Annotated in this window: 19 protein-coding genes and 1 riboswitch; all 19 genes read left to right on the forward strand. The window is 66.0% G+C overall.

Annotated elements, in window-relative coordinates; genetic code table 11:
- Nucleotides 1-110: 110 nt before the first annotated feature.
- Nucleotides 111-611, forward strand: coding sequence for a division/cell wall cluster transcriptional repressor MraZ (locus tag JNM03_RS15785; RefSeq protein WP_294038040.1), 501 nt, complete (start codon nt 111-113; stop codon nt 609-611).
- Nucleotides 608-1,600, forward strand: a complete 993-nt coding sequence (gene rsmH / locus JNM03_RS15790; protein WP_294038042.1) for a 16S rRNA (cytosine(1402)-N(4))-methyltransferase RsmH — start codon at nt 608-610, stop codon at nt 1,598-1,600. Before JNM03_RS15785 ends, rsmH begins: the two co-directional genes overlap by 4 nt.
- Entirely contained in the window at nt 1,594-2,187 is a 594-nt protein-coding gene (locus JNM03_RS15795; protein ID WP_294038044.1) for a hypothetical protein, read from the forward strand. Before rsmH ends, JNM03_RS15795 begins: the two co-directional genes overlap by 7 nt.
- The gene (locus JNM03_RS15800; RefSeq protein ID WP_294038046.1) at nt 2,184-3,875 is read left to right on the forward strand and encodes a penicillin-binding protein 2; all 1,692 of its coding nucleotides are present in this window, start codon (nt 2,184-2,186) and stop codon (nt 3,873-3,875) included. Before JNM03_RS15795 ends, JNM03_RS15800 begins: the two co-directional genes overlap by 4 nt.
- Nucleotides 3,875-5,314: a UDP-N-acetylmuramoyl-L-alanyl-D-glutamate--2,6-diaminopimelate ligase gene (locus JNM03_RS15805; protein WP_294038047.1), complete on the forward strand. Its 1,440-nt coding sequence runs from the start codon at nt 3,875-3,877 to the stop codon at nt 5,312-5,314. Before JNM03_RS15800 ends, JNM03_RS15805 begins: the two co-directional genes overlap by 1 nt.
- The gene (gene murF / locus JNM03_RS15810) at nt 5,311-6,687 is read left to right on the forward strand and encodes a UDP-N-acetylmuramoyl-tripeptide--D-alanyl-D-alanine ligase (RefSeq protein ID WP_294038049.1); all 1,377 of its coding nucleotides are present in this window, start codon (nt 5,311-5,313) and stop codon (nt 6,685-6,687) included. Before JNM03_RS15805 ends, murF begins: the two co-directional genes overlap by 4 nt.
- Nucleotides 6,687-7,757, forward strand: a complete 1,071-nt coding sequence (gene mraY / locus JNM03_RS15815; protein ID WP_294038050.1) for a phospho-N-acetylmuramoyl-pentapeptide-transferase — start codon at nt 6,687-6,689, stop codon at nt 7,755-7,757. Before murF ends, mraY begins: the two co-directional genes overlap by 1 nt.
- Entirely contained in the window at nt 7,754-9,061 is a 1,308-nt protein-coding gene (gene murD / locus JNM03_RS15820; protein WP_294038051.1) for a UDP-N-acetylmuramoyl-L-alanine--D-glutamate ligase, read from the forward strand. The genes mraY and murD overlap by 4 nt, the downstream gene beginning before the upstream one ends.
- Entirely contained in the window at nt 9,054-10,304 is a 1,251-nt protein-coding gene (locus JNM03_RS15825; RefSeq protein WP_294038052.1) for an FtsW/RodA/SpoVE family cell cycle protein, read from the forward strand. Before murD ends, JNM03_RS15825 begins: the two co-directional genes overlap by 8 nt.
- Nucleotides 10,301-11,485, forward strand: a complete 1,185-nt coding sequence (gene murG, locus JNM03_RS15830) for an undecaprenyldiphospho-muramoylpentapeptide beta-N-acetylglucosaminyltransferase (RefSeq protein WP_294038053.1) — start codon at nt 10,301-10,303, stop codon at nt 11,483-11,485. The genes JNM03_RS15825 and murG overlap by 4 nt, the downstream gene beginning before the upstream one ends.
- Complete coding sequence (gene murC, locus JNM03_RS15835) at nt 11,485-12,915, forward strand: UDP-N-acetylmuramate--L-alanine ligase (RefSeq protein ID WP_294038054.1); 1,431 nt, start codon at nt 11,485-11,487, stop codon at nt 12,913-12,915. Before murG ends, murC begins: the two co-directional genes overlap by 1 nt.
- Nucleotides 12,912-13,811, forward strand: a complete 900-nt coding sequence (murB, locus tag JNM03_RS15840; RefSeq protein ID WP_294038055.1) for a UDP-N-acetylmuramate dehydrogenase — start codon at nt 12,912-12,914, stop codon at nt 13,809-13,811. Before murC ends, murB begins: the two co-directional genes overlap by 4 nt.
- A complete protein-coding gene (locus tag JNM03_RS15845) occupies nt 13,808-14,731 on the forward strand; it encodes a D-alanine--D-alanine ligase (protein ID WP_294038056.1) in 924 nt (307 codons plus the stop codon). Before murB ends, JNM03_RS15845 begins: the two co-directional genes overlap by 4 nt.
- On the forward strand, nt 14,728-15,669 hold the full coding sequence (locus JNM03_RS15850; protein WP_294038057.1) for a cell division protein FtsQ/DivIB: 942 nt from the start codon (nt 14,728-14,730) through the stop codon (nt 15,667-15,669). Before JNM03_RS15845 ends, JNM03_RS15850 begins: the two co-directional genes overlap by 4 nt.
- A gap of 3 nt (nt 15,670-15,672) precedes the next feature.
- Nucleotides 15,673-16,929 (forward strand): cell division protein FtsA, encoded by a 1,257-nt coding sequence (gene ftsA, locus JNM03_RS15855; protein WP_294038058.1) that lies wholly within the window; start codon nt 15,673-15,675, stop codon nt 16,927-16,929.
- 153 nt (nt 16,930-17,082) lie between these two features.
- Entirely contained in the window at nt 17,083-18,549 is a 1,467-nt protein-coding gene (ftsZ, locus tag JNM03_RS15860) for a cell division protein FtsZ (RefSeq protein ID WP_294038059.1), read from the forward strand.
- Between the two features lie 97 nt (nt 18,550-18,646).
- Nucleotides 18,647-20,518: an SPOR domain-containing protein gene (locus JNM03_RS15865; RefSeq protein ID WP_294038060.1), complete on the forward strand. Its 1,872-nt coding sequence runs from the start codon at nt 18,647-18,649 to the stop codon at nt 20,516-20,518.
- Nucleotides 20,515-21,687: a deoxyguanosinetriphosphate triphosphohydrolase gene (locus tag JNM03_RS15870; RefSeq protein ID WP_294038061.1), complete on the forward strand. Its 1,173-nt coding sequence runs from the start codon at nt 20,515-20,517 to the stop codon at nt 21,685-21,687. Before JNM03_RS15865 ends, JNM03_RS15870 begins: the two co-directional genes overlap by 4 nt.
- Nucleotides 21,680-22,324 carry an NAD-dependent epimerase/dehydratase family protein gene (locus JNM03_RS15875; RefSeq protein ID WP_294038062.1) on the forward strand — a complete coding sequence of 215 codons (645 nt, stop codon included), beginning with the start codon at nt 21,680-21,682 and terminating at the stop codon, nt 22,322-22,324. Before JNM03_RS15870 ends, JNM03_RS15875 begins: the two co-directional genes overlap by 8 nt.
- Before the next feature lie 59 nt (nt 22,325-22,383).
- A riboswitch (glycine riboswitch) is annotated at nt 22,384-22,483 on the forward strand.
- Nucleotides 22,484-22,582: the final 99 nt, after the last annotated feature.

The raw sequence follows: 22,582 nt of genomic DNA on the forward strand, positions 1-22,582 counted from the left end.
AGGCAGGAGTCGGAGAGGGGCAATCTCCACCTGAGTCTTTTTGGAGCGGAATCGGTGATTCCGGGCGCAGGAAAGTATTGCCCTGAGGCGCGAAGCGGGGGGCTACAGCGATGGCGGTTGTTACGCCCGGCCGGTATTCGGGCACCAACTTCGCCGCGATCGATGGCAAGGGACGCACTGCCGTCCCGTCGCAGTTCCGCAACAATGTGCCCCTCAATGCGGACGGCCAACGGGTGCTTTGGGTCGGGTTTCATGAGAAACTCCCATGCCTTGTCGCTTATGGTCAGGATCAGTACGACCGACTGTCGGACGAGATCGAACGCGATCGCGAGACCGCGCTGGCGCGCAATCTCGATTTCGACGAGGATGAGGCGTTCAAGAAACGCTTCAGCTATACCGAAGCCTATACGCTCGACGACAGCGGGCGCTTTCTTCCCAACTTCACCGCGCGGGACCGTGTTGGCGACGTCGGCGCCACCGCCTTCGTGGGTTCGGGCCGCCGCTTCGAAATCTGGTGGCTGCCGACGCTGGCCGAGTGCGCCGAGGCGGACCCGGTGCTGCGCCGGCTCGCGGCCGCCTGGGACGAGACCAAGGGGAAGGGGCGCAAGTGAGCGATCTTTCCCGCGATCCCCGCCATGATCCGGTTCTCCGCGAGGAAGTCGTCGCCGCGCTCGCCATCGTTGCCGGCGAGCGCCACGTCGACGCGACCTTCGGCGCCGGCGGCTACACGCGCGCGATGATCGAGGCCGGTGCCGAGGTGATCGCCTGCGATCGCGACCCCGACGCCATTGCCGAAGGGGCGGCGCTGGTCCAGTCGGCCGGCGGCCGCCTGACCTTGATCCACGGTCGCTTTGGCGAGATCGACCGGTTGCTCGCCGAGCGCGGGATCGAGGCGGTCGACGGCATAACCTTCGACATCGGCGTTTCATCGATGCAACTCGACCGCGGCGAGCGCGGCTTTTCCTTTCAGTCCGACGGCCCGCTCGACATGCGCATGGCGCAGGAGGGCGAAAGCGCGGCCGAGTGGCTGAATCGCGCCGACGAGGAAGAAATCGCCGACATACTCTATCACTATGGCGACGAACGCCAGTCGCGCCGCGTGGCGCGCGCGATCGTCGCCGCACGGCCGCTGTCCCGGACGGGAGAGCTTGCCACGGTGATCCGCAAGGCGCTGCGCCACCCGCCGGGCGCGCCGAAGGATCCGGCGACGAAAAGCTTTCAGGCGATCCGGATTCATATCAACCGTGAACTCGACGAACTGGCCGAGGGGCTTGCGGCGGCGGAGCGCGTGCTGCGTCCCGGCGGCCGGCTCGCGGTGGTCAGCTTTCACAGCACCGAAGACCGGATCGTCAAGAATTTCCTGCGCGAACGGAGTGGTGGCGACGCCGCCGGATCGCGTCACCGGCCCGCGCGTCCTGCGCTGGCTCAGGCCGCGACTTTCGAGCCTCCGGCGCGGAAAGTGCGCCCGGGCAAGGCCGAGGAAGCACGCAACCCGCGGGCGCGTTCGGCCACTCTGCGCAGTGCCGTTCGCACGGCGGCGCCCGCATGGCCCGGAACCCCGATGCCCGGACATTCGACGAAGGAGGCAATGTCATGCTGATGGCGGCGCGCAAACTGCAGGGAATTGGGCTGGTGCTGCTCGTGCTGATCTTCGCGATGGCGCTCTATCCGGTGTCGCTCAAGGTCGCGGCGACGCGGAGCGAACTCACGCGCATCGAAAAGCAGATCGACCGCACGCAAAGCAACATCCGCTATCTTGAATCGGAACTCGCGGTGCGGGCGTCGATGCGCCAGCTCGAACAGTGGAACGCCGAAAGCTTCGGCTATTCGGCGCCGTCGGCGTCGCAGTATCTGGCGAGCGAACGCCAGCTTGCCTCGCTCGATCGCGTGCCCCGCGCCCGCGGCGCCAACGAGGTCGCGCCGGTGTTGATGGCAATGGTCTCGCCGGTCGGCACGCCCGCGGCGCCGAAGGAAAATGCTGCGGAGAGCAAGCCCGCCGCGCAGAAGCCCGTCGTCCTGGCTCAGGCCGAGACCAGCGTGCGCACCGACAGCGCCCCGCGCCTGGCGCCGACGCGCCGCCGCGAACAGCTCAAGATGATCGAGGATCAACTCCTTGCCGAATCCACGCTCGCCGACCTGAAGCGCGCGGCGGCCCGCGAAGCCAAGGAGGGCAAATCGGCGCAATGAACACGCTGGTCGTCCGTCCGACCCGGGTACGAACCGCAGGGGTGCGGCAGCAGATCCTGCTGACCGCGCAGCAGCGTCTGATGATGCTGATGCTGCTGTTCATGGCGGCATTTTTTCTTGTGTCGGTGCGCCTGCTCTATTTCGCGCTCTTCGACACGTCGTCGGGTCATGGTAATGGGTCGGCGGCGTTCGTTCCGGCGCGCGCCGACATCGTCGATCGCAACGGCGTGCCGCTGGCGCGGACGATCGACGGCTATTCGATCCGCGTCGTGCCGACCAAATTGCTCAACAACCGGCAATATCTGGCTGACGAACTGGTCAAGATCTTCCCCGACACCCCGCGCGAAGAGTTTGTCGCGAAACTGTCGGGGTCGAAGCCGACCTATATCCGCCGCCGCGCGCTGCCCGATCAGGTCGCGGCGGTTAATGCGATCGGAGACATCGGTTTCGACTTTCCGCGCGAGAAGGAACGGCTCTACCCGCAACTGTCGCTTGCGGCGCATGTCCTCGGGTTTACCGATGCCGAGGGGCATGGCGTCACGGGAATCGAGGGGGCGTTCGACAAGCAGCTCACCGATCAGGCGACGCGCAGCCAGCCGCTGGCGCTGTCGATCGACGCGCGCGTTCAGGGTGTGCTCGAAAGCGAACTCGGCAATGCCGTGACCAATCTGGAGGCCATCGGCGGGGCTGGCATCATTCTGGATGTCCACACGGGCGAGGTGCTCGCGATGACCTCGCTGCCCACCTATAACCCGAACAAGCTGGTGGCCGCCGATGCGCCGGCGCGCCGCAACGCCGTGAGTTACAATCTTTACGAGCTGGGCTCGACGTTCAAGCCGCTGTCGATCGGCGCCGCCATCGACGACGGCGTCGTGACCAGCATGGCGCGTCGTTACGACGCTAGTGCACCGTTGGCGATCGCGGGATTCCGGATTCGCGACAGCCATCCGGGCCGCTGGTACAATGTGCCCGAGACGCTGATCCAGAGTTCCAATATCGCGACGGCGCGCATCGCAGACGAGCTGGGCCGCGAAAAGATGGAAGCGCTGTTCCGCAGCCTGGAATTCAACAAGCGGCCGGAAATCGAACTGAAGGAACGCGCCTTTCCGCTGTGGCCGAAGGATTGGGGCCGGCTGACGACGATGACGACGGCCTATGGCCATGGCATCGCGGTGACGCCGCTGCATCTGGCCAGCGCCTATGCCGCGCTTGTCAACGGTGGCATCTGGCGCCCCGCGACTCTGGTCAGGCTTGGCGACAAGGCGCCGCCGCAGGGCCGCCGCGTATTCAAGGCATCGACCAGCGCGCGGATGCGGCAGCTGCTCCGCCTGATCGTGACCGACGGAACCGGCAAGCAGGCCGATGCGCCGGGCTTTCGCGTCGGGGGCAAGACCGGGTCGGCCGAAAAGCCGGGTGTCGGCGGATATCGCCGCAGTTCGGTGGTCGCCACGTTCGCGGCCGCCTTTCCCATGGACAATCCCCGCTACATCGTCGTCGCCATGATCGACGAGCCGAAAGGCAACGCTTACAGTTCGGGCCAGCGCACCGCTGGATGGACCGCCGCACCCGTGGTGCGCAAGGTGGTGATGCGGGCGGGACCGATGCTGGGCGTCTTCCCGGACGAGACCCGCGATGTCGATGTGTCGGAGCTGATTCCCCTCGTGCGGAGAGACGGAGAGGCACAATAATGCGCCTCGCCACGCTGCTCGACGATCATGGTCTGGCAGGAACGGACCCGGTGGTGACCGGGCTCGCCATCGATCATCGCAAAGTCGCACCCGGAACGATCTTCGGGGCGTTCGTTGGCGAGAAGTTCAATGGCGAGGATTTCATTGCGGCGGCGGTAGAAGCCGGAGCGATCGCGATCGTCGCGCGGCCGGAAGCCAAGGTGGAGGGCGCGCTTCACATCGCCGATACCAATCCGCGCCGGGCCTTCGCGCATATCGCCGCTCGCTTCTTCCATCGCTTTCCGGCCACCTGCGTCGCGGTGACGGGAACCAACGGCAAGACCTCGACCGTCGAGATGACGCGCCAGCTTTGGCGAATGGCGGGTTTCAATGCCGCGTCGATCGGAACGCTCGGCATCACGACATCGCAGGACAGCGCGTCGACCGGACTGACGACGCCCGACATCGTCACCTTTCTGTCGAACATGTCGGGGCTCGCCGCCGAGGGCGTCACCCATGCGGCATTCGAGGCGTCGAGTCACGGGCTCGACCAGTATCGGACAGAGGGTTTGAAGGTGAAGGCGGCTGCGTTCACCAACCTCAGCCACGATCATCTCGACTATCATGGCACGATGGAGGCCTATCTTCAGGCCAAGCTTCGCCTTTTTACCGAGGTCGTCGAACAGGATGGCGCCGCTGTCGTCTGGGCCGACGACGACTATTCGACCCCGGTGATCGATGCCGTGAAGGCGCGCGCCGTCCGGTTGTTGACCGTGGGCACGCACGGCGACACGCTTCGCCTTGTGTCGCGCGCGCCGACCCAGCTTGGGCAATCGCTCGTCATCGCGGCGGGCGACCTTGTGCAAAAGGTCAATCTGCCGCTGATCGGTGCCTATCAGGTCGCCAATGCGCTCGTCTCGGCCGGGCTGGTCGTCGCGACCGGCGGCGATGTCGGTCAGACGCTTGCGAACCTCGCGCGCCTCCAGCCCGTGCGTGGCCGGCTGGAACGCGCGGCGATCACCAGGGCCGGGGCGCCGGTCTATGTCGATTATGCGCACACTCCCGACGCGATCGAGGCGGCGCTCGACGCGCTGCGCCCGCACGCTACCGGGCGACTGATTCTGGTTTTTGGTGCCGGCGGCGACCGCGATCAGGCGAAGCGTCCCGAAATGGGCAGGGTGGCGGCTGCCAGGGCGGATGTTCTGTTCATCACCGACGACAATCCGCGCGGCGAAGATCCCGCTGCCATTCGCGCGGCGATCGCGGTGGGCGCGCCCGCCGCCCGGATCGTCGGCGATCGCCGGGCGGCGATTGCCGCGGCGATTGCCGAGGCGCGCGCCGACGACATCGTGTGCATCGCGGGCAAGGGGCACGAGCAGGGCCAGATTGTCGGCCGCGGCGACGATATGCGCGTCATTCCCTTCGACGATGTCGCGGTCGTGCGCGAGGCGGCAGCATGAACCCGCTTTGGACCGCGCGCGCGATCGCTTCGGCGACTGGCGGGGCCGCGAGCGCGGATTTCACGGTCAATGGCGTTGCCTTCGACTCGCGCGAAGTGACGAAGGGCGACCTCTTCGTCGCCATGAAGGGCGAAGCGGCGGACGGTCACCAGTTCATCGACAAGGCGATTGCGGCGGGAGCGGCGGGCATCCTGTGCGAACGCCCGATCGATCATCCCCACGTCCGCGTCGCCGACAGCGCCGCCGCGTTGAACGCGCTGGGCACCGCGTCGCGCGCGCGGAGCCACGGCCGTATCATCGGCGTCACCGGCTCGGCGGGCAAGACGGGAACGAAGGAGGCGCTGTTCGCCGCGCTCGACCGATTCCGGCCCGGCAAGGCGCACCGTTCGGTTAAAAGCTACAACAACCACGTCGGCGTACCTTTGAGCCTGTCGCGTATGCCGTCTACGGCCGATTTCGGCGTGTTCGAAATGGGGATGAACCATGCCGGCGAACTGGCCGCGCTGACGCAATTGGTGCGACCGCACGTGGCGATCGTTACGACCATCGCCCCCGCGCACATGGAATTTTTCGGCAGCGAGGAAGCGATCGCTGATGCGAAGGGCGAGATATTCGAGGGGCTGGAACCCGGCGGCACCGCGATCGTGCCGTTCGACAGCCCGCATTATGCGCGCCTTCGCGCCAAGGCAGAGCAGCATGCGGCGCATGTGGTGAGTTTCGGGCTTGGCGAAGGAGCCGATGTCCGCGCCATCGACTGGCTGTCGGACGGGCAAGGCGGTTCGCTCGTCACCGCGCAGGTGCAGGAGGCGCTCCTCTGCTTTACCATCGCGCAGGCGGGCGGCCACTGGGTGTCGAACGCGATGGCGGTGCTGGCCGCGGTCAGGGCCGTCGGCGGGGATTTGCCCGCTGCAGGCCTCGCTTTTGCGGAAATGGCGGGTCTGACCGGTCGCGGCGCGCGACACCGGGTCGCCGTACCCGGGGGGCACATCCTCGTCATCGACGAAAGCTACAACGCCAACCCGGCCTCGATGGCCGCGACGATCGGTCAGTTCGGTGTCGAATCCGCCGACCGCAGGGTCGTGATTCTTGGTGCGATGAAGGAACTGGGACCGGGCGGCGAAGCCTATCACCAGGGCCTTGCCGCTCCGCTCGTCGCAGCCGGAGTGCAGTTCGCCCTGCTGGTCGGCGAAGAGATGGCGCCGCTCGCCAAAGCGCTTGAGGGACAGGTCGATTTCGAGCATGTGCCCGCCCACTCGGCCGCGGTGGAGCGGCTGAAGGACTTGATCCGGCCCGGCGATGCCGTGCTCGTCAAGGGGTCGAACAGCGTTGGCCTGTCGCATGTCGTGACGGTGCTGACCAACGGGGATTACTGATGCTTTATTGGCTGGCGGAATGGCTGGGCTTTCCGGGGGCTCTGAACCTCATCCGCTATCTGAGCTTTCGCTCGGGCGCGGCGGTCGCGACCGCGCTGATCATCGGGCTGTGGATCGGCCCGCGCTTCATCCTGATGCTGCGCATGCGGCAGGGGAAGGGGCAGCCGATCCGCGACGATGGCCCGCAAAGTCACCTCGCGAAAAAGGGCACGCCGACAATGGGCGGGCTGATGATCCTGATTTCGCTGATGATTTCGGCCTTGCTGTGGATGGACTTGTCGAACCGTTTCGTCTGGGCGTGCCTGTTCGTGACCGGCGGGTTTGCCGCGGTTGGGTTCCTCGACGATCTCGACAAGGTGACCAAGGCCAGTCACCGGGGGATTCCCGGACGCATCCGCCTGCTGATCGAATTCGTCATCGCGGGCGTGGCGGTGCTGCTGATCGTCTCGCGCACCGGCACCGACCTGTACCTGCCCTTCTTCAGCGATATCGTGATCCCGCTGGGGCCCCTCTATTACGTCTTTGCGATGGTGCTGATCGTCGGGTTCGGCAACGCGGTGAATCTGACCGACGGACTCGACGGGCTGGCGACCTTTCCGGTTATCATCGCGAGCCTTGCCTTCCTGGTCATCGTCTATCTGTCGGGTAACGTGAAATTCGCCGGCTATCTGGGCATTCCGCATGTTCCGGGCGCGGGGGAACTCGCGATCTTCGCTGCGGCCATCATCGGCGCTTGTCTGGCGTTCCTGTGGTTCAATGCGCCTCCGGCGGCCGTCTTCATGGGCGACACCGGCAGCCTTGCCCTCGGCGGCGCGCTTGCGACCATCGCGGTCACCGCGCAGCATGAACTGGTACTCGTCATCATCGGCGGGCTGTTCGTCGTCGAGGCGCTGTCGGTAATCATCCAGGTCTTCTGGTATAAGCGCACCGGCAAGCGCGTCTTCCGCATGGCGCCCATCCACCATCATTTCGAACAGCTCGGCTGGCCGGAATCGACCGTCGTGATCCGCTTCTGGATCGTCTCGATCGTTCTGGCGCTTGCGGGGCTGGCCACGCTCAAGCTGCGGTGATTACGTCGCGCGCCTTTGCCGGCCGCCGCTATGCGGTGCTGGGGCTGGCGCGCTCGGGCCTCGCGACGGTCGAGGCGCTGGTCGCAAGCGGCGCGGGCGTCACCGCGTGGGACGATCGCGAGGAAGCGCGCGACGAGGCGATGGCGCTGGGCGCCGATATCGGCGACCCGCTGCTGATCGACCTCGTCGGCTTTGCGGGAGTCGTCGTGTCGCCGGGCGTGCCGCTCAATCGTCACCCGATCGCGGCGCATGCACGCGAAGCGAACGTGCCCGTGATCGGCGATATCGAATTGTTTGCCGAAGCCCGCGGCCAGTTGCCGCGCCACAAGGTCGTCGGCATCACGGGAACGAACGGCAAGTCGACCGTCACCGCGCTTGTCACGCACATGCTGGAACACGCTGGCGTGCCGGCGCTGATGGGCGGCAACATCGGTTTGCCAATCCTGTCGCGCGATCCGCTCGCGGAAGGCGGCGTCTATGTCCTCGAGCTGTCGAGCTACCAGATCGACCTTTCGTATAGCCTCGCGTGCGATGTAGCCGTCCTTACCAACCTGACGCCCGACCATCTCGATCGCTACGACGGCTTCGCCGGCTACGCGGCATCGAAGGCACGGCTCTTTGCGCTGCAGCATAGCGATCAGGTTGCGATCGTCGCCGTCGATGACGATCCATCGAAGATGATCGCCGGGCGCATCAACCACCGGCTCCACCGCGTGTCGGCAAAGGATATCGACCCGGCCGATCAGGCGCGCTGGCCGACATTGCAGGGGCCGCACAACGCGCAGAACGCCGTTTGCGCGATCGCGGTGTGTCGGATACTGGGCCTCGACGACGCGCAGATCGAACGGGGACTTGCGACCTATACGTCGCTTCCGCATCGCATGGAATTGGTCGGCGAAGCCGGGGGCGCCCGCTGGTTCAATGACAGCAAGGCGACCAACGCGGCCTCCGCTGCGCCGGCGCTGGCGGCCTTTCCGCCGGCGCCGGACCAGCGTCTCCACTGGATTGCCGGGGGGCAGGCCAAAGGCGACGGTCTGTCGGCCTGTCGTCCCTGGTTCGGGCATGTGAAGCGCGCCTATCTGATCGGCGAAGCGATGGGGTCCTTTGCGGCAGAGATCGGCGATGCTGTTCCGGTCGAGCGGTCGGGCGATCTGGCGACGGCGGTTCGGCAGGCGGCCGCGCACGCGGCACCGGGCGATATCATATTGCTGTCGCCAGCCTGCGCGTCGTTCGACCAGTTCAAGGATTACGAGCAGCGGGGAGACCGGTTCCGCGAATTGGTCCAGGCGCTGGAGCATGGATGACGATATGGGTGGGGGGATCGACAATATGGACGCGACCGAACGGCCGGTGATCGCCGCCACCACGCGCACGGCAAAGCGGCGTGGGCCGCGGCTGAGCCGCGCCGACCGCACCCCGCTGGGCCTGTGGTTCTGGGAAATCGACCGCGTCCTTCTCCTTCTCGTATCGATGTTGATCGCGACGGGGCTGGTTGCGGTCGCGGCCGCCTCGCCGGTTGCCGCGCAGAAATTGTCGACCGCGACGGCGTCGCTCGACCCGCTCTATTATTTCTATCGCCAGTTGATGTGGGTGATGATCGGTGTTCCGGTAATGCTGGGCGTATCGATGTTGCCCAAGGCGCAGTCGCGGCGCTTTGCTATATACGGGACGATCACCTTTCTGGCGCTGCTGTTTCTCGTTCCGCTGATCGGCACATCGGTGAACGGCGCGCAGCGCTGGATTGGCAGCGGCATGTTCCGACTCCAGCCGTCGGAGTTCCTGAAACCCTTTTTCGCGGTCGCCCTTGCGTGGATTCTTTCGCTGCGGCTCCACGACCAAAGCCTGCCGGTCGTGCCGCTCAGCTTTGTCCTGACCGGTATCATCGCCGTCCTGCTGATGGGCCAGCCCGACCTTGGTCAGACGATCATCTTCGTTGCGACCTGGCTTGTCCTCGTCATGGTCGCCGGTCTGTCGATGCGGATCATGGGGGCGCTCGCTGCCTCGGGCGTCGTGGGCCTGATCCTTGCCTATTTCTTTTACCCGGTTGCGCAGCAGCGCATCAACATCTGGCTGTTCGCCGAGGGGGACAGCTTTCAGGTCGACAAGGCGCACGCGACGTTGACCGCCGGCGGCCTGATCGGCACAGGCCCGGGTGCGGGCCTTGCGAAGTTCCAGCTTCCCGAAGCGCACACCGATTATATCTTCTCCGTGATCGGCGAAGAGTTCGGCATCATCGCCTGCATCGCGATAGCGATCCTGTTCCTGGCGATCATCGTTCGCGTCCTTGTGCGCCTGCTCGACGAGGAAGACAGCTTTCTCATTCTTGCCGTATCGGGGCTTATCGCCCAGTTCGGCGGACAGGCCACGATCAACATGGCCGTCAACACCCAGCTCTTTCCGTCGAAGGGGATGACCCTGCCGTTTATCAGCTATGGCGGGTCCTCCTTTATCGCCTTGTCGATCGGCATGGGTTTGCTCTTGTCGCTGACCCGGCGGAACCCCTATGCCGCGCGGGTGTCGATGACAGGAAACTGGAACAAGAAATGACGGCTACGCGCCACTTCCTTCTCGCCGCCGGTGGGACCGGGGGCCATATGCTGCCAGCCTATGCGCTTGCAGGCGAATTGATTGCGCGAGGCCACCGCGTGGCGTTGGTCAGCGACGACCGCGGTCTCAAGATTCCGGGTGCGCCTGTGGAACTTGAAACTCATGTGCTTCCAGCTGGCCGCGTGTCTGGCGGCCCCGTCGGGTGGATCAAGGCGGCGCTTGCCATCCGCAAGGGACGGCGTCTGGCGATCGACCTGATCGATGCGTTCGATCCTGCCGTCGTCGTCGGCTTTGGCGGCTATCCCTCGCTCCCCAGCCTGCTTGCGGCGGGGACGAGCAAGCGCCCGAGGGTGATCCACGAACAGAACGCCGTCCTTGGCCGCGTCAATCGGCTGATGGCGCCGCGCGTCGATGCCGTCGCCGTCGCCTATCATAATATCCAGCGCTATCCGGCGGGGCACGAGCTGAAGAAGCACATCACCGGCAATCCGGTACGCGATGAGATCATCGCGATCCGCGACGACGGATTTCCGCCGCTTCCCGAGGATGGCATCTTTCGCCTGCTCGTCGTGGGCGGCAGCCTGGGAGCGACGGTCCTCAGCGATGTCATCCCGGCCGCAGTCGCGATGCTGCCGCGCGCGCTGCTCGACCGGCTGCAGGTCGTCCAGCAATGCCGCGAGGACGATATCGAAAGGGTGCGCGCCAAATATGCCGAACTTGGCGTTGCGGCCGAATGCGCGCCCTACATCAAGGACTTTCCGGAGCGGCTGCGCTGGGCGCACCTCGTCATCGCGCGGGCGGGCGCTTCGACGGTGGCGGAGCTTGCCTGCGCCGGGCGACCCGCGATCTTCGTTCCCTATCCGCACGCCATGGACAATCACCAGACCTATAATGTCGTCGACCTGGTCGAGGCGGGCGGTGCCATTTCGTTCCAGCAGCCCGACTTTACCGCCGCCGAAGTCGCCAAGCATATCCAGCGCATGGCGCTTGAGCCGGGCGCTCTGGAAACCGCGGCGGAGAATGCGGCTCGCTGCGGCCTGCCCGACGCGACGCGCGACCTTGCCGATCTGGTCGAGTCCCTCGCTGCGCCGCCGATGATGGACGTGATCCGCGTCGGTTCATCCTCGCGCAACGCGGCGGTCGCCGGCGGCGTCGCAGCGACCCGGTCAGGAGACGCCTGATGCGCGGTGTTGCGACAGATATAGGCACCATCCACTTCATCGGCATCGGCGGTATCGGCATGTCGGGAATTGCCGAGGTGATGCACAACCTCGGCTATCAGGTGCAGGGCAGCGACATTGCTGACGGGTATGTTATCGAAGGACTTCGCAAACGCGGGATCAAGGTTGCGATCGGTCACGAGGCGTCGAACGTCGATGGGGTCGCGGTCGTCGTCACGTCGACTGCGGTCAAGCGCGGTAACCCGGAAGTCGAAGCGGCGCTCGCGAACCGCATTCCGATCGTCCGCCGCGCCGAAATGCTCGCCGAACTGATGCGGCTCAAATCGACCGTCGCCATCGCGGGGACGCACGGCAAGACGACGACCACGAGCCTCGTCGCGGCGCTGCTCGATGCGGGCGGGATCGACCCGACCGTGATCAACGGCGGCATCATCAACAATTACGGCTCGAACGCGCGCCTCGGCGCCAGCGACTGGATGGTGGTCGAAGCCGACGAGAGCGACGGCAGCTTCCTGCGGCTCGACGGGACGATCGCGGTCGTCACCAACATCGATCCCGAACATCTCGATCATTATGGCAGCTTCGACGCGATCAAAGACGCCTTCGTCGAGTTTATCGAGAATGTGCCTTTCTATGGCGCCGCGATGCTCTGCCTCGACCATCCCGAAGTGCAGGCGATCATCCCGCGCATCCGCGACCGCCGCATCGTCACCTATGGCTTTTCGGCCCAGGCCGACGTGCGCGGCACGAACGTGACGCCCGGTCCCGATGGCAATCACTTCGACGTCGTCGTCCGCGACCGCGACGGCAACAGCCGGACGATCGAGGGCATTCACCTGCCGATGTCGGGCCGCCACAATGTCCAGAATGCGCTCGCGGCTATCGCGGTGGCGTTGCACATGGGCGTGTCGGACGAAAAGATTGCATCGGGCTTCAACGGCTTTGCCGGGGTCAAGCGCCGCTTCACCAAAGTCGGCGAGATTGCGGCAGGCGAGGGCATCGTCACCGTCATCGACGATTATGCCCACCATCCGGTCGAGATTCGTGCGGTGCTGGCGGCGGCGCGCGAAGGCGCGGGGGCGGGGCGCGTCGTCGCCGTCGTCCAGCCGCATCGTTTCACACGCCTGCGCGACCATATGGACGATTTCCAACAGGCCTTTAATGATGCCGACATGGTGCTCGCGCTGCCCGTCTATGCGGCGGGTGAGAGCCCGATCGACGGTGTGTCGTCGGATACGCTGGTCGCGGGTCTCCGCGATCGCGGTCATCGCCATGCCTCGACCGTCGCCGACGCCGGTGCGCTCGCCGTGGCGGTCGCCGAAGGGATCAAGGCCGGAAGCCTACGGGGAGGCGACATGATCATCTGCCTCGGCGCGGGCGACATCACCAAGATGGCGGCGGGTCTTGCCGCGGCGGCGGAGGCTGGATGAGCGCCGCCGAAACCCTTCCCGCTGTCCGCGGCAAACTTACCGAGAAAGCACCGCTGGCGCCGCTCGTGTGGTTCAAGTCGGGCGGCCCCGCCGACTGGCTGTTCGAACCCAGGGACGCCGACGACCTTGCCGATTTTCTGCGCGATCTCGATCCCGCGATCCCGGTGATGGCGCTCGGCCTCGGGTCGAACCTGATCGTACGCGACGGCGGCTTTCCGGGCGTCGTCGTCCGGCTCGGCAAGGCCTTTGCCAAGGTTGAAGCGATCGATGCGACGACGCTGCGCTGCGGCGGCGGCGCGTCGGGTATTCTCGTTTCCTCGACCGCCCGCGACGCAGGCATTGCGGGCGTCGAGTTTCTCCGCTCGATCCCCGGCACCGTTGGCGGCTTCGTGCGCATGAATGGTGGCGCGTACGGGGGCGAGGTCAAGGATATCCTGATCGACTGCGACGTCGTGCTGCGCTCGGGCGAGCGCCGGACGCTGTCGCTCGCCGATTTGGGCTACACCTATCGCCATAGCGAATTGCCCGAGGGGGCCGTCGTGATCGGCGCGACCTTCCGCGGCCGGTCCGGCGAACCCGCCGCGATCCAGGCCGAAATGGACCGTATCTCGGCCAGCCGCGAAGCGTCGCAGCCGCTGCGATCGAAGACCGGCGGCTCGACCTTCAAGAACCCGGAAGGGCACAAGGCCTGGCAGCTCGTCGATGAGGCGGGCTGCCGCGGCCTTGCGGTCGGCGGTGCGCAGGTCAGCGAAAAGCACACCAATTTCCTCATCAACACCGGTGAGGCGACGAGCGCCGATATCGAGGCGCTCGGCGAGGAAGTCCGTCGCCGCGTCAAGGACAAGAGCGGCATTGAACTGCAATGGGAAATACAGCGCGTGGGAGTCATCAAGTGAGCCGGGGTCCGTGGCATGTCGCCGTCCTGATGGGTGGCTGGTCGGCCGAACGCGACGTGTCGCTGATGAGCGGCAAGGGAATCGCCGACGCGCTGGAATCGCGCGGACATAAGGTCACGCGCATCGACATGGACCGCGACGTCGCCCTTAGGCTTTCCGAGGCGAAACCCGACGTGGTGTTCAATGCGCTGCACGGTGTTCCGGGTGAAGACGGGACGGTGCAGGGTATGCTCGACCTGATGGGCCTCAAATACACCCACAGCGGCCTCGTCACGTCGGTGATTGCGATCGACAAGGAATTGACGAAGCAGGCGCTTGTGCCCCATGGTGTGCCCATGCCGACGGGGGTCATGGTCGACAGCGAAAGCCTGTTTACAGTCGACCCTTTGCCGCGCCCTTATGTCCTGAAGCCTGTCAACGAGGGCTCTTCCGTCGGGGTCGCCATCGTCAAGGACGACAGCAACTACGGGAACCCGATCGCGCGCGAAGCCATTGGTCCCTGGCAGGAGTTCGACCGACTGCTTGCCGAGCCCTTCATCAAGGGGCGCGAACTCACCGTCGCGGTGCTGGGGGACGCGGCGCTGGGCGTGACCGAGCTGCGGGTGAAGTCGGGTTTCTATGATTATGATGCCAAATATACCGACGGGTTGACCGAGCATGTCTGCCCGGCCGAGGTGCCCGACGAAGTGGCGCAGCGCATGAAGGACCTTGCGCTCCAGGCGCACCGCCTGCTCGGTTGCAAGGGCGCCTCTCGCTCCGATTTCCGCTGGGACGACGAACATGGGCTTGCGGGCATCTTTCTGCTCGAGGTCAATACACAGCCCGGCATGACGCCGCTCAGCCTCGTGCCCGAGCAGGCGCGCGCCATCGGCATGGATTATGCCGAACTCGTCGAACGCATCGTGGGGGAAGCGTTATGAGCAGCACGAAGATCAAGCGCGGCAAGGCGCCACCGAGGCGGCCGTCGCGCGCGCCGAGGCGGCGGCGGAAGGTCCAGCAGTCGCGTCTCAACGCGATCATCAACGCGCTGCCGATCTCGCCGCAGCAGCTTCAGCGCGTCGCCAACTGGACGATCGGGCTTGGTCTCGCGGCCGCGGTCGGGCTGGTTGCGCATGCGACCGGCGTCACCGCAAAAATTCACGAGGAATATGCGCAGGCCGTCGGGCGTGCGGGCTTTCAGGTCAAGAAGGTCGAGGTGGTCGGTGCCGACCGGATCGACCGGCTCAAGGTCTATGACATCGCGCTCGCGCAGAAGGACCGTTCGATGGCGGCGGTGGATCTGGAAGATGTCCGCCACGATCTGATGCAATATGGCTGGATCAAGGATGCGCGCGTGTCGCGGCGCCTGCCCGACACGCTGGTCGTCGATATCGTCGAACGCAGCCCTGCCGCCATCTGGCAGCATTCGGGCCGCCTGTCGCTGATCGACGCCAAGGGCGTAGTCCTTGAACCCGTCAGCGTCGGGACCATGCCCGACCTTCCGCTCGTCATCGGGCCGAAAGCGAACCAGCGCGCGCAGGATCTCGACCGTCTTCTCGCCGAAGCGAGCAGCCTCAAGGAACTGCTGGCGGGTGCGACGTGGGTCGGCAACCGGCGCTGGGATCTGCGCTTCCGCAGCGGCGAAACGCTGTCGCTTCCCGAAGGCGAGCCAGAGGCGAAAGCGGCGCTTGCGAAATTCGCGCACATGGACGGCGCCAACCGGTTGCTTGGACGCGGTATCCTGCGTTTCGACATGCGCGACCCGTCGCGTTTCGTGCTACGCTTGCCCCACGAAGGGCAGGTGGCGCCCGCGAAGCTCGACGATGCGCGTGACGCGGTCGATGCTGTCGCCGCTGCCGGCCCGGCGGAGAAGGGGTGAGGCATGGCGCCGCCGCGCATCGAAAAGATCATTACTGCGCTGGATGTCGGTTCGTGGAAGGTCTGCGCGCTGATCGCGGGGCAGACGGCAGACGGCCAGCTTCACGTCCTCGGTACCGGGCAGCGGGAAAGTCGGGGCGTCCAGCGCGGTTATGTTGCCGACATGGAGCAGACCGAGCATATCGTGCGCGAGGCGATCGAACAGGCCGAGCGCATCGCCGGGCTGAATATCGACGATGTCTGGGTCAGCTTCTCCGCGGGCGGACTCCTCAGCGACGTTGCCCCGATCGAAAGCGAATTGGGCGGTCATCGGATCGAGCAGGAGGATATCGACGATCTTCTTGCCGCAGGCCGGGCGGGGATCGACCCTGAAGGCCGGATGATCCTGCACGCGCAGCCCGCGCTCTACACGCTCGACGGCCTGACCGGGGTCAAGAATCCGATCGGGCTTCATGCCGACCGGCTGGGCGTCGATATCCACATCATCATGGCTGACGGCGCGCCGGTGCGGAACCTGGAGGCGGCCGTCCGCCAGGCGCATCTCGACGTCAACGCCGTCGTCGCCTCGCCGATCGCAGCGGGTCTCGCCTGCCTGTCCGACGAGGAGCGCGACCTTGGTGTCGCGCTGGTCGAGCTTGGCGCGGCGGTGACGACCGTGTCGCTCTATGCCGGCGGGATGCTGGTCGAAATGGCGTCGCTGCCGTTCGGCGCGAGCGACATCACCGATGATATCGCGTCGGCCTTCGGTATCCGTCGCAGCCAGGCGCAGCGGCTTCAGAGCTTCTATGGATCGGCTTCGGCCAGCCCGCGCGACAATAATGATATCATCGAACTCGATCCGAGCGCTCCCTCGGGCAGCGACTCCCCCCGCATCACCCGCGCGCAGCTTGTCACGGTGATCCGCCAGCGTCTCGATGCGATGATGGGAGAGATCGGCAGGACGCTGAAAGATCTTCATTTTGTTGGACCGATCGGGCGCCAGGTGGTGCTCGTCGGCGGCGGAGCGGATCTGAAGGGCATCGCCGATTACACGCAGGTCGCGCTGGGCCGGGCGGCGCGGGTCGGCCGACCGCGCGGGTTGCACGGCCTGCCCGATGCGCATGCGGGACCGGCTTTCGCGACCCTTGCCGGTCTGGTTCTCTATGCCGCATCGGACCCCGTGGACCTTCGCGATCTGCCCATGATGGCACAGGATGTCTACCGCCCGAAGAATGCGGGCATCATCAACCGATTGATGGCAGCATTGAAAAGCAGTTTTTAGGCCGCAAAAGGCCAAAAGGGTTAATTTTTTGGATGATTCCCGCGTCACAATAGTGCAATGCGGTAGCAGAATCCCGGACGGTGGGACTAACGTCCGGATGGGTCGCTAGGTGAGGGAAGTGGCGCTGGTCCGCCGCTGCAGGGAGATTAGTTGATGAGCATCAATATTGGCCCGCCGCAGGTCGATGAGCTGAAGCCGCGCATCGCGGTCATCGGGGTCGGCGGCGCGGGTGGCAATGCCATCGCCAACATGATTGCTTCGCGGGTCGAGGGCGTCGATTTCGTCGTCGCCAACACCGATGCGCAGGCGCTGAACGCTTCGCCGGCGGAACGCCGCATCCAGCTTGGGACGCAGATCACCCAGGGTCTGGGCGCGGGTTCGCGGCCCGAGGTCGGGCGTGCGGCTGCCGAGGAAAGCATCGCGCAGGTCGAAGAAGCGCTGAACGGTGCACACATGTGCTTCATTGCGGCGGGCATGGGCGGCGGCACCGGCACCGGCGCGGCTCCTGTCATCGCCAAGGCGGCACGCGACCGTGGCATCCTGACGGTCGGGGTCGTGACGAAGCCGTTCACCTTCGAGGGCAATCGCCGTATGCGCTCGGCGGAATCCGGCATCGCCGAGTTGCAGGATCATGTCGATACGCTGATCGTCATTCCGAACCAGAATCTCTTTCTGGTCGCCAATCCGAACACCACCTTCAAAGAAGCCTTCACCATGGCGGATGAAGTGCTTCAGCAAGGCGTGCGCGGAATCACAGACCTGATGGTCATGCCCGGCCTCATTAACCTCGACTTCGCCGACGTGCGCAGCGTGATGCGCGAAATGGGCAAGGCGATGATGGGTACCGGCGAAGCCGAAGGCGACGGCCGCGCACTCGAAGCCGCGCAGAAAGCGATCGCCAACCCGTTGCTCGATGGCGTGTCGATGGCGGGCGCGAAGGGCGTCATCATTTCGATCACGGGCGGCGAGGATATGCGCCTGATGGAAGTCGACGAAGCTGCGAACCATATTCGCGAGCTGGTCGATCCCGACGCGAACATCATCTGGGGCAGCGCCTTCAACGACAGTCTTGACGGCAAGATCCGCGTGTCGGTCGTCGCGACCGGCATCGACGGCACTGGCGAACATGCGCCGGCCGCGCCCGCAACGCGCAGTTTCTCGTTCCAGCCGGCACGCAGTAGTGCACCGGTCGCCGAAGAGGCGATTGAGCCGGCGGTTGAGGAAGTCGCCGTCGAAGTGGCTGCAGAGGAAGGCGATGCGGACCCGGCGCCCGGCTTTTCGTTGTCGGCGCCGGATGCGGAGGCGCCTGCTTCCGAAGCCGAGGCCGAAGATGAGCCGATGGAACTGTCGACGGTTGCCGCAAGCTATGACGACACGGGCGACGAACTCGTGCTGAACGAACCCGAAGCGCCCGCACCCGGATATGGCGCCACGTCGGCTGAGGTGGATGCGCCTACGACACCGGCGGCGGAAGAGGCGCCGTCGCGCTCGATCGGCGGCGGGACGCTTTTCGAACGCATGTCGCGTCTGTCGCGCGGGTCGGCCGCGCCGGAGGCGGAAGGAACGAAGGAAGACGGGGTCGATATCCCGCGCTTCCTGGGGCGGCAGAACAACCAGTAACAGGGTATCGAGCGGCCGCCGCGCGGAGCGGGGAGGGCCGGAAGCGGGATGATTTGACGTGCCCCTGTGGCGATCGGAACCCAAGCGGCGCAGTCCTTTGACCGCCAGATGCGGGCGCGGACGGCATTGCGTCGCGGCGTTCGGCGCGCTTTTGCTGACGAGCGCGCTTTGCGTCCCGGCCGCGGCTTTTCAGGCGGCACAGCCCGACGCCGCGACGCGCGCCGCGATGGACAAGCGCACCGCGGCGCGCAGCCTTTTGTCGTCGGCGCTCGGTCGCCTTGCGGCGAACAATAATGATGGCGCCGCGTTGCTCGATGCGGGGCGCGCGTCTGTCGAGTTGGAAGATTATCGCGCCGGCATCGGGTTTTTGACCCGGGCCGAGCAGGCGAACCCCCGCGATGGCGCCGTGAAGGCGGCGCTCGGTTCGGCGATGGTCCATATGGAAAACCCGACCCGCGCGCTCGACTATTTTGGCGAGGCGCAACTGCTGGGTGCATCGGAGCGGCTGTTTCTGGCCGATCGCGGCCTCGCCCGTGACTTGCTGGGGCAACAGGATGCGGCGCAACGCGATTATCAGCTTGCGCTGTCGATCGCCCCTAGTGATGAAGTCTCGCGCCGTTATGCCTTGTCGCTGGGTATCAGCGGAGAGACCGATCGAGCCGTGCAATTGCTGACGCCGCAGCTTCGCGCGCAGGATCGCGCAGCCTGGCGTCTTCGGGCGATGATCCTCGCGATGAATGGCCGCGACGCCGAGGCGACCGAGATCGTCAATGCGACCATGCCGCCGGCGCTCGCGCAGAATATTCTGCCCTATCTGACCCAGATGGACCGGCTCAATCCGGCGCAGCAAGCCGCAGCGGCGCATTTCGGCCGTTTCCCGTCGGGCGAATTGGGACCGCGGCGGAAGCCGGTACAGGTCGCGGCGGTCGCGCCGACGCCGGCGCCTGCACCAGTGCCGACCGGCAAGCGTTCGCCCAAGCCGGCCGCCGCGGCGCCGCAAGCCTCGGCAACTCCGCCGCCCGGGCGGCGCCCGACAACGGTTCCTGCCGAACCGCGTCCTGTTGCGGCAAAGCCGACGCCCGCGCCTGCGCCGACGCCTGCGCCACGCCTTGCCAGTGCCGCTCCGGCGCCAGCGCCTGACACCATGACAGCGTCGGCGACCAGTGGGTCATCGACGCCGCCCGTGTTGCAATCGCCGTTCCGCGACACGCTGCGCCCCGTGACGGGTGCCGCTGCGCCGGCCCCGGCAAGTACCCCGCCGCTGCGCCCCGCTCCCGCCGTCGTGGAACCGGCGGCGGATTCGCAGAAGGCGGTCATCGGTCCGGGGTTTTCGATCAACGATCTGGGCAGGGGTGCGGCGGCCGCGCCCCCACCGGCGCCGGTTCCCTCGCCAACTCCGGTCGATACCAATGTCGCTGCCGTTCCTTCACCTCCCGTCGCCGGCCCGGCCGTCGGGGCGGTCGATCCGGCGGCACCGCTTGCGTCGCTCGCAGCGATTGCCAGCTCCATCGAGATTCCGCCTGAAGAGCTGGAACAGGCCGACGATGCGGTCGGCGCCGACACGCTCGCGAAGCTGCGCGAGGACAAGAAACGCGCCGACGCCGCCGAAGCCGCCAAGCGGGTGAAGGATGACGCTGCCGCCAAGGCAAAGGCCGAAGCCGATGCGAAGGCCAAGGCCGAGGCGGCGGAAAAGAAGGCCAATCCGGCCCGGATCTGGGTGCAGGTCGCGACCGGCGCGAATGCAAAGGCGCTCGCCACCGATTTCGGCAAGTTCGCGAAAAAGAGCCCGGCGGTCTTCAAGGGCAAGTCGGGCGGCACGACCGAATGGGGCAAGACGCGGCGGCTTCTCGTGGGGCCGTTCAAGGACCGGAAAGCCGCGCAGGACTGGCTGACGGAATACAAGAAAGCGGGCGGGGACGGCTTCCTCTTCAACAGCGAAGCCGGCCAGGACGTCGATCCCGTCAAGTGAGCGTCGCCGACTGCGCCAGCAGACCCGAAAATAGTCGCGGGCGCTTTCGGGACGAACCGGGGCGCGTGGTCCGTGGGCCGCGCGACGATTTTCAGCGTGACCGCGATCGCATCATCCATTCGATCGCGTTCCGCCGCCTGCGCCACAAGACGCAGGTATTCGTCGCGCCCGATGGCGATCATTATCGCGTCCGCCTGACCCACAGCATCGAGGTCGCGCAGATCGGGCGCGGGATCGCGCGCGCGCTCGGGCTCAACGAGGATTTGACCGAGGCGCTCTGTCTTGCACACGACATCGGTCATCCGCCCTTCGGTCATGCGGGCGAGGATGCGCTGAAGGCGGCAATGGCCGCGCATGGCGGGTTCGATCACAACGGCCATACGTTGCGCACCCTCGCGCGGCTTGAATGTCCCTATCCTCTGTTCGATGGGGTCAATCTGACCTGGGAAACACTGGAGGGGCTCGCCAAGCATAATGGACCCGTCCGTCATCCGGGCTGGGCGCTCGCTGACATCGACTGCGAATTTCCGCTCGATCTGGCGAGCCATGCCAGCCTGGAAGCGCAGATCGCCGCGGTCGCGGACGATATCGCCTACGACAATCACGACATCGACGACGGGCTGCGCGCCGGGCTGCTGGACACCGATCAATTGATGGCGCAGCCCTTCGTCGCTGCGAATTTTCGGGCTGTCGAGGCGCGCTTCCCCGGTGCGCCGCGCGATCGACTGCTGCGCGAACTGGTTCGCGATCAGATCGGCGTGATGGTCAACGACGTCATCGCGGCGACCCGGACAAGGGTTGCCGAGACGGGTGTCGCGAGCGCAGACGAAGTGCGCGCCGCGGGCCGGACCCTCGGCGGCTTTTCCGACGATCTCGCGCGCAGCGAGCGCGACCTCAAGCGTTTCATGTATGCCAATCTCTATCATCACCCGTCGCAACTCGCTGCCGCGGCCGGCGCGAAAGAAGTGATCGGACGTCTGTTCGCGGCCTACGCCGACGATCCGCGTTTGATGGGCGCGGACTGGTCGTCGCGCATTCCCGAAGAAGAAAGCGCGACAGTGCGGCATATCGGCGACTATATTGCCGGGATGACCGACCGTTTCGCGATCGACCGCTATGCCGAGATCTTTGGCCGGGGCGACATGCCCGAGGCGCTGGCGCATGTCTGATACGCTGATCGTCGGTGCGAGCGGCCTGGTGGGCCGGTTGGTGATCGATCATGCTGCCGGTCCGCTGACCGTCATCGCACGGCGGGAGATCGCCGATCTGCCACGCCAGCACCGACTGATCGTCGCGCCGCCCGAGCGTTGGGCGGAGATCATCGCCGCGGAAAGGCCGGCGACGCTGATATCCTGCCTTGGCACGACGATCCGGCAGGCGGGATCGCAGGCCGCTTTTCGCGCGGTCGATCGCGACCTCGTGCTGGCGGTCGCCGAAGCCGCGAAGCGCGGCGGTGCGACCCATGTGATTTCGGTGAGTTCGGTCGGTGCCACTGCGCGGATGGGCAATTTCTATCTTCGTACCAAGGGCGAAGCGGAGGACGGGCTTTGCGCGCTCGGCTTCGATCGGGTCGACCTGTTGCGCCCGGGCCTGCTGAAGGGCGAGCGGGCGGGGCCGCCACGTCTTGGCGAGGGGTTGGCGATGGTTGCGGCCCCCTTTGCCGACGCGCTGCTGCACGGCTCGCTGCGCCGGTATCGTTCGATTGCGGGCAATACGGTGGCGAAGGCGATCGCCGCGCTGATCGGCAACGAGGCGTCTGGCGTCCATATCCACGAAAACGACGCGATCCGCGCGCTGGCGGATTGACTCCGCAAAAGGGCAGCGCCAAGGCTCGGCGGTCCGTCGGGTCTTCGCGAGGAGATTCGACCGGCCGCGCGGGAGAGCGCGGGGGAGGGGAAACCCGCTTCCGCCACCGAAGGAGCAACCGCCCCGGAAACTCTCAGGTCAACGGACCGCGCGGATGGAACGGACACTCTGGAAAGCGTTTCGGCGGCTGCCGGAACCACCGAAGGGGTAACCCTGCGGCGTCTCGTTCGGGGCGCATGCGGGCGAAAACTCTCAGGT

This window comes from Sphingopyxis sp., assembly GCF_016793825.1.
Taxonomy (GTDB): Bacteria; Pseudomonadota; Alphaproteobacteria; order Sphingomonadales; family Sphingomonadaceae; genus Sphingopyxis.

Excerpts from the sequence above, each read along its gene's own strand:
- JNM03_RS15785 (WP_294038040.1), top strand. The coding sequence starts at position 111 with ATGGCGGTTGTTACGCCCGGCCGGTATTCGGGCACCAACTTCGCCGCG.
- JNM03_RS15795 (WP_294038044.1), top strand. The coding sequence starts at position 1,594 with ATGCTGATGGCGGCGCGCAAACTGCAGGGAATTGGGCTGGTGCTGCTC.
- JNM03_RS15800 (WP_294038046.1), top strand. The coding sequence starts at position 2,184 with ATGAACACGCTGGTCGTCCGTCCGACCCGGGTACGAACCGCAGGGGTG.
- JNM03_RS15805 (WP_294038047.1), top strand. The coding sequence starts at position 3,875 with ATGCGCCTCGCCACGCTGCTCGACGATCATGGTCTGGCAGGAACGGAC.
- murF (WP_294038049.1), top strand. The coding sequence starts at position 5,311 with ATGAACCCGCTTTGGACCGCGCGCGCGATCGCTTCGGCGACTGGCGGG.
- mraY (WP_294038050.1), top strand. The coding sequence starts at position 6,687 with ATGCTTTATTGGCTGGCGGAATGGCTGGGCTTTCCGGGGGCTCTGAAC.
- JNM03_RS15825 (WP_294038052.1), top strand. The coding sequence starts at position 9,054 with ATGGATGACGATATGGGTGGGGGGATCGACAATATGGACGCGACCGAA.
- murG (WP_294038053.1), top strand. The coding sequence starts at position 10,301 with ATGACGGCTACGCGCCACTTCCTTCTCGCCGCCGGTGGGACCGGGGGC.
- murC (WP_294038054.1), top strand. The coding sequence starts at position 11,485 with ATGCGCGGTGTTGCGACAGATATAGGCACCATCCACTTCATCGGCATC.
- murB (WP_294038055.1), top strand. The coding sequence starts at position 12,912 with ATGAGCGCCGCCGAAACCCTTCCCGCTGTCCGCGGCAAACTTACCGAG.
- JNM03_RS15850 (WP_294038057.1), top strand. The coding sequence starts at position 14,728 with ATGAGCAGCACGAAGATCAAGCGCGGCAAGGCGCCACCGAGGCGGCCG.
- ftsA (WP_294038058.1), top strand. The coding sequence starts at position 15,673 with ATGGCGCCGCCGCGCATCGAAAAGATCATTACTGCGCTGGATGTCGGT.
- ftsZ (WP_294038059.1), top strand. The coding sequence starts at position 17,083 with ATGAGCATCAATATTGGCCCGCCGCAGGTCGATGAGCTGAAGCCGCGC.
- JNM03_RS15875 (WP_294038062.1), top strand. The coding sequence starts at position 21,680 with ATGTCTGATACGCTGATCGTCGGTGCGAGCGGCCTGGTGGGCCGGTTG.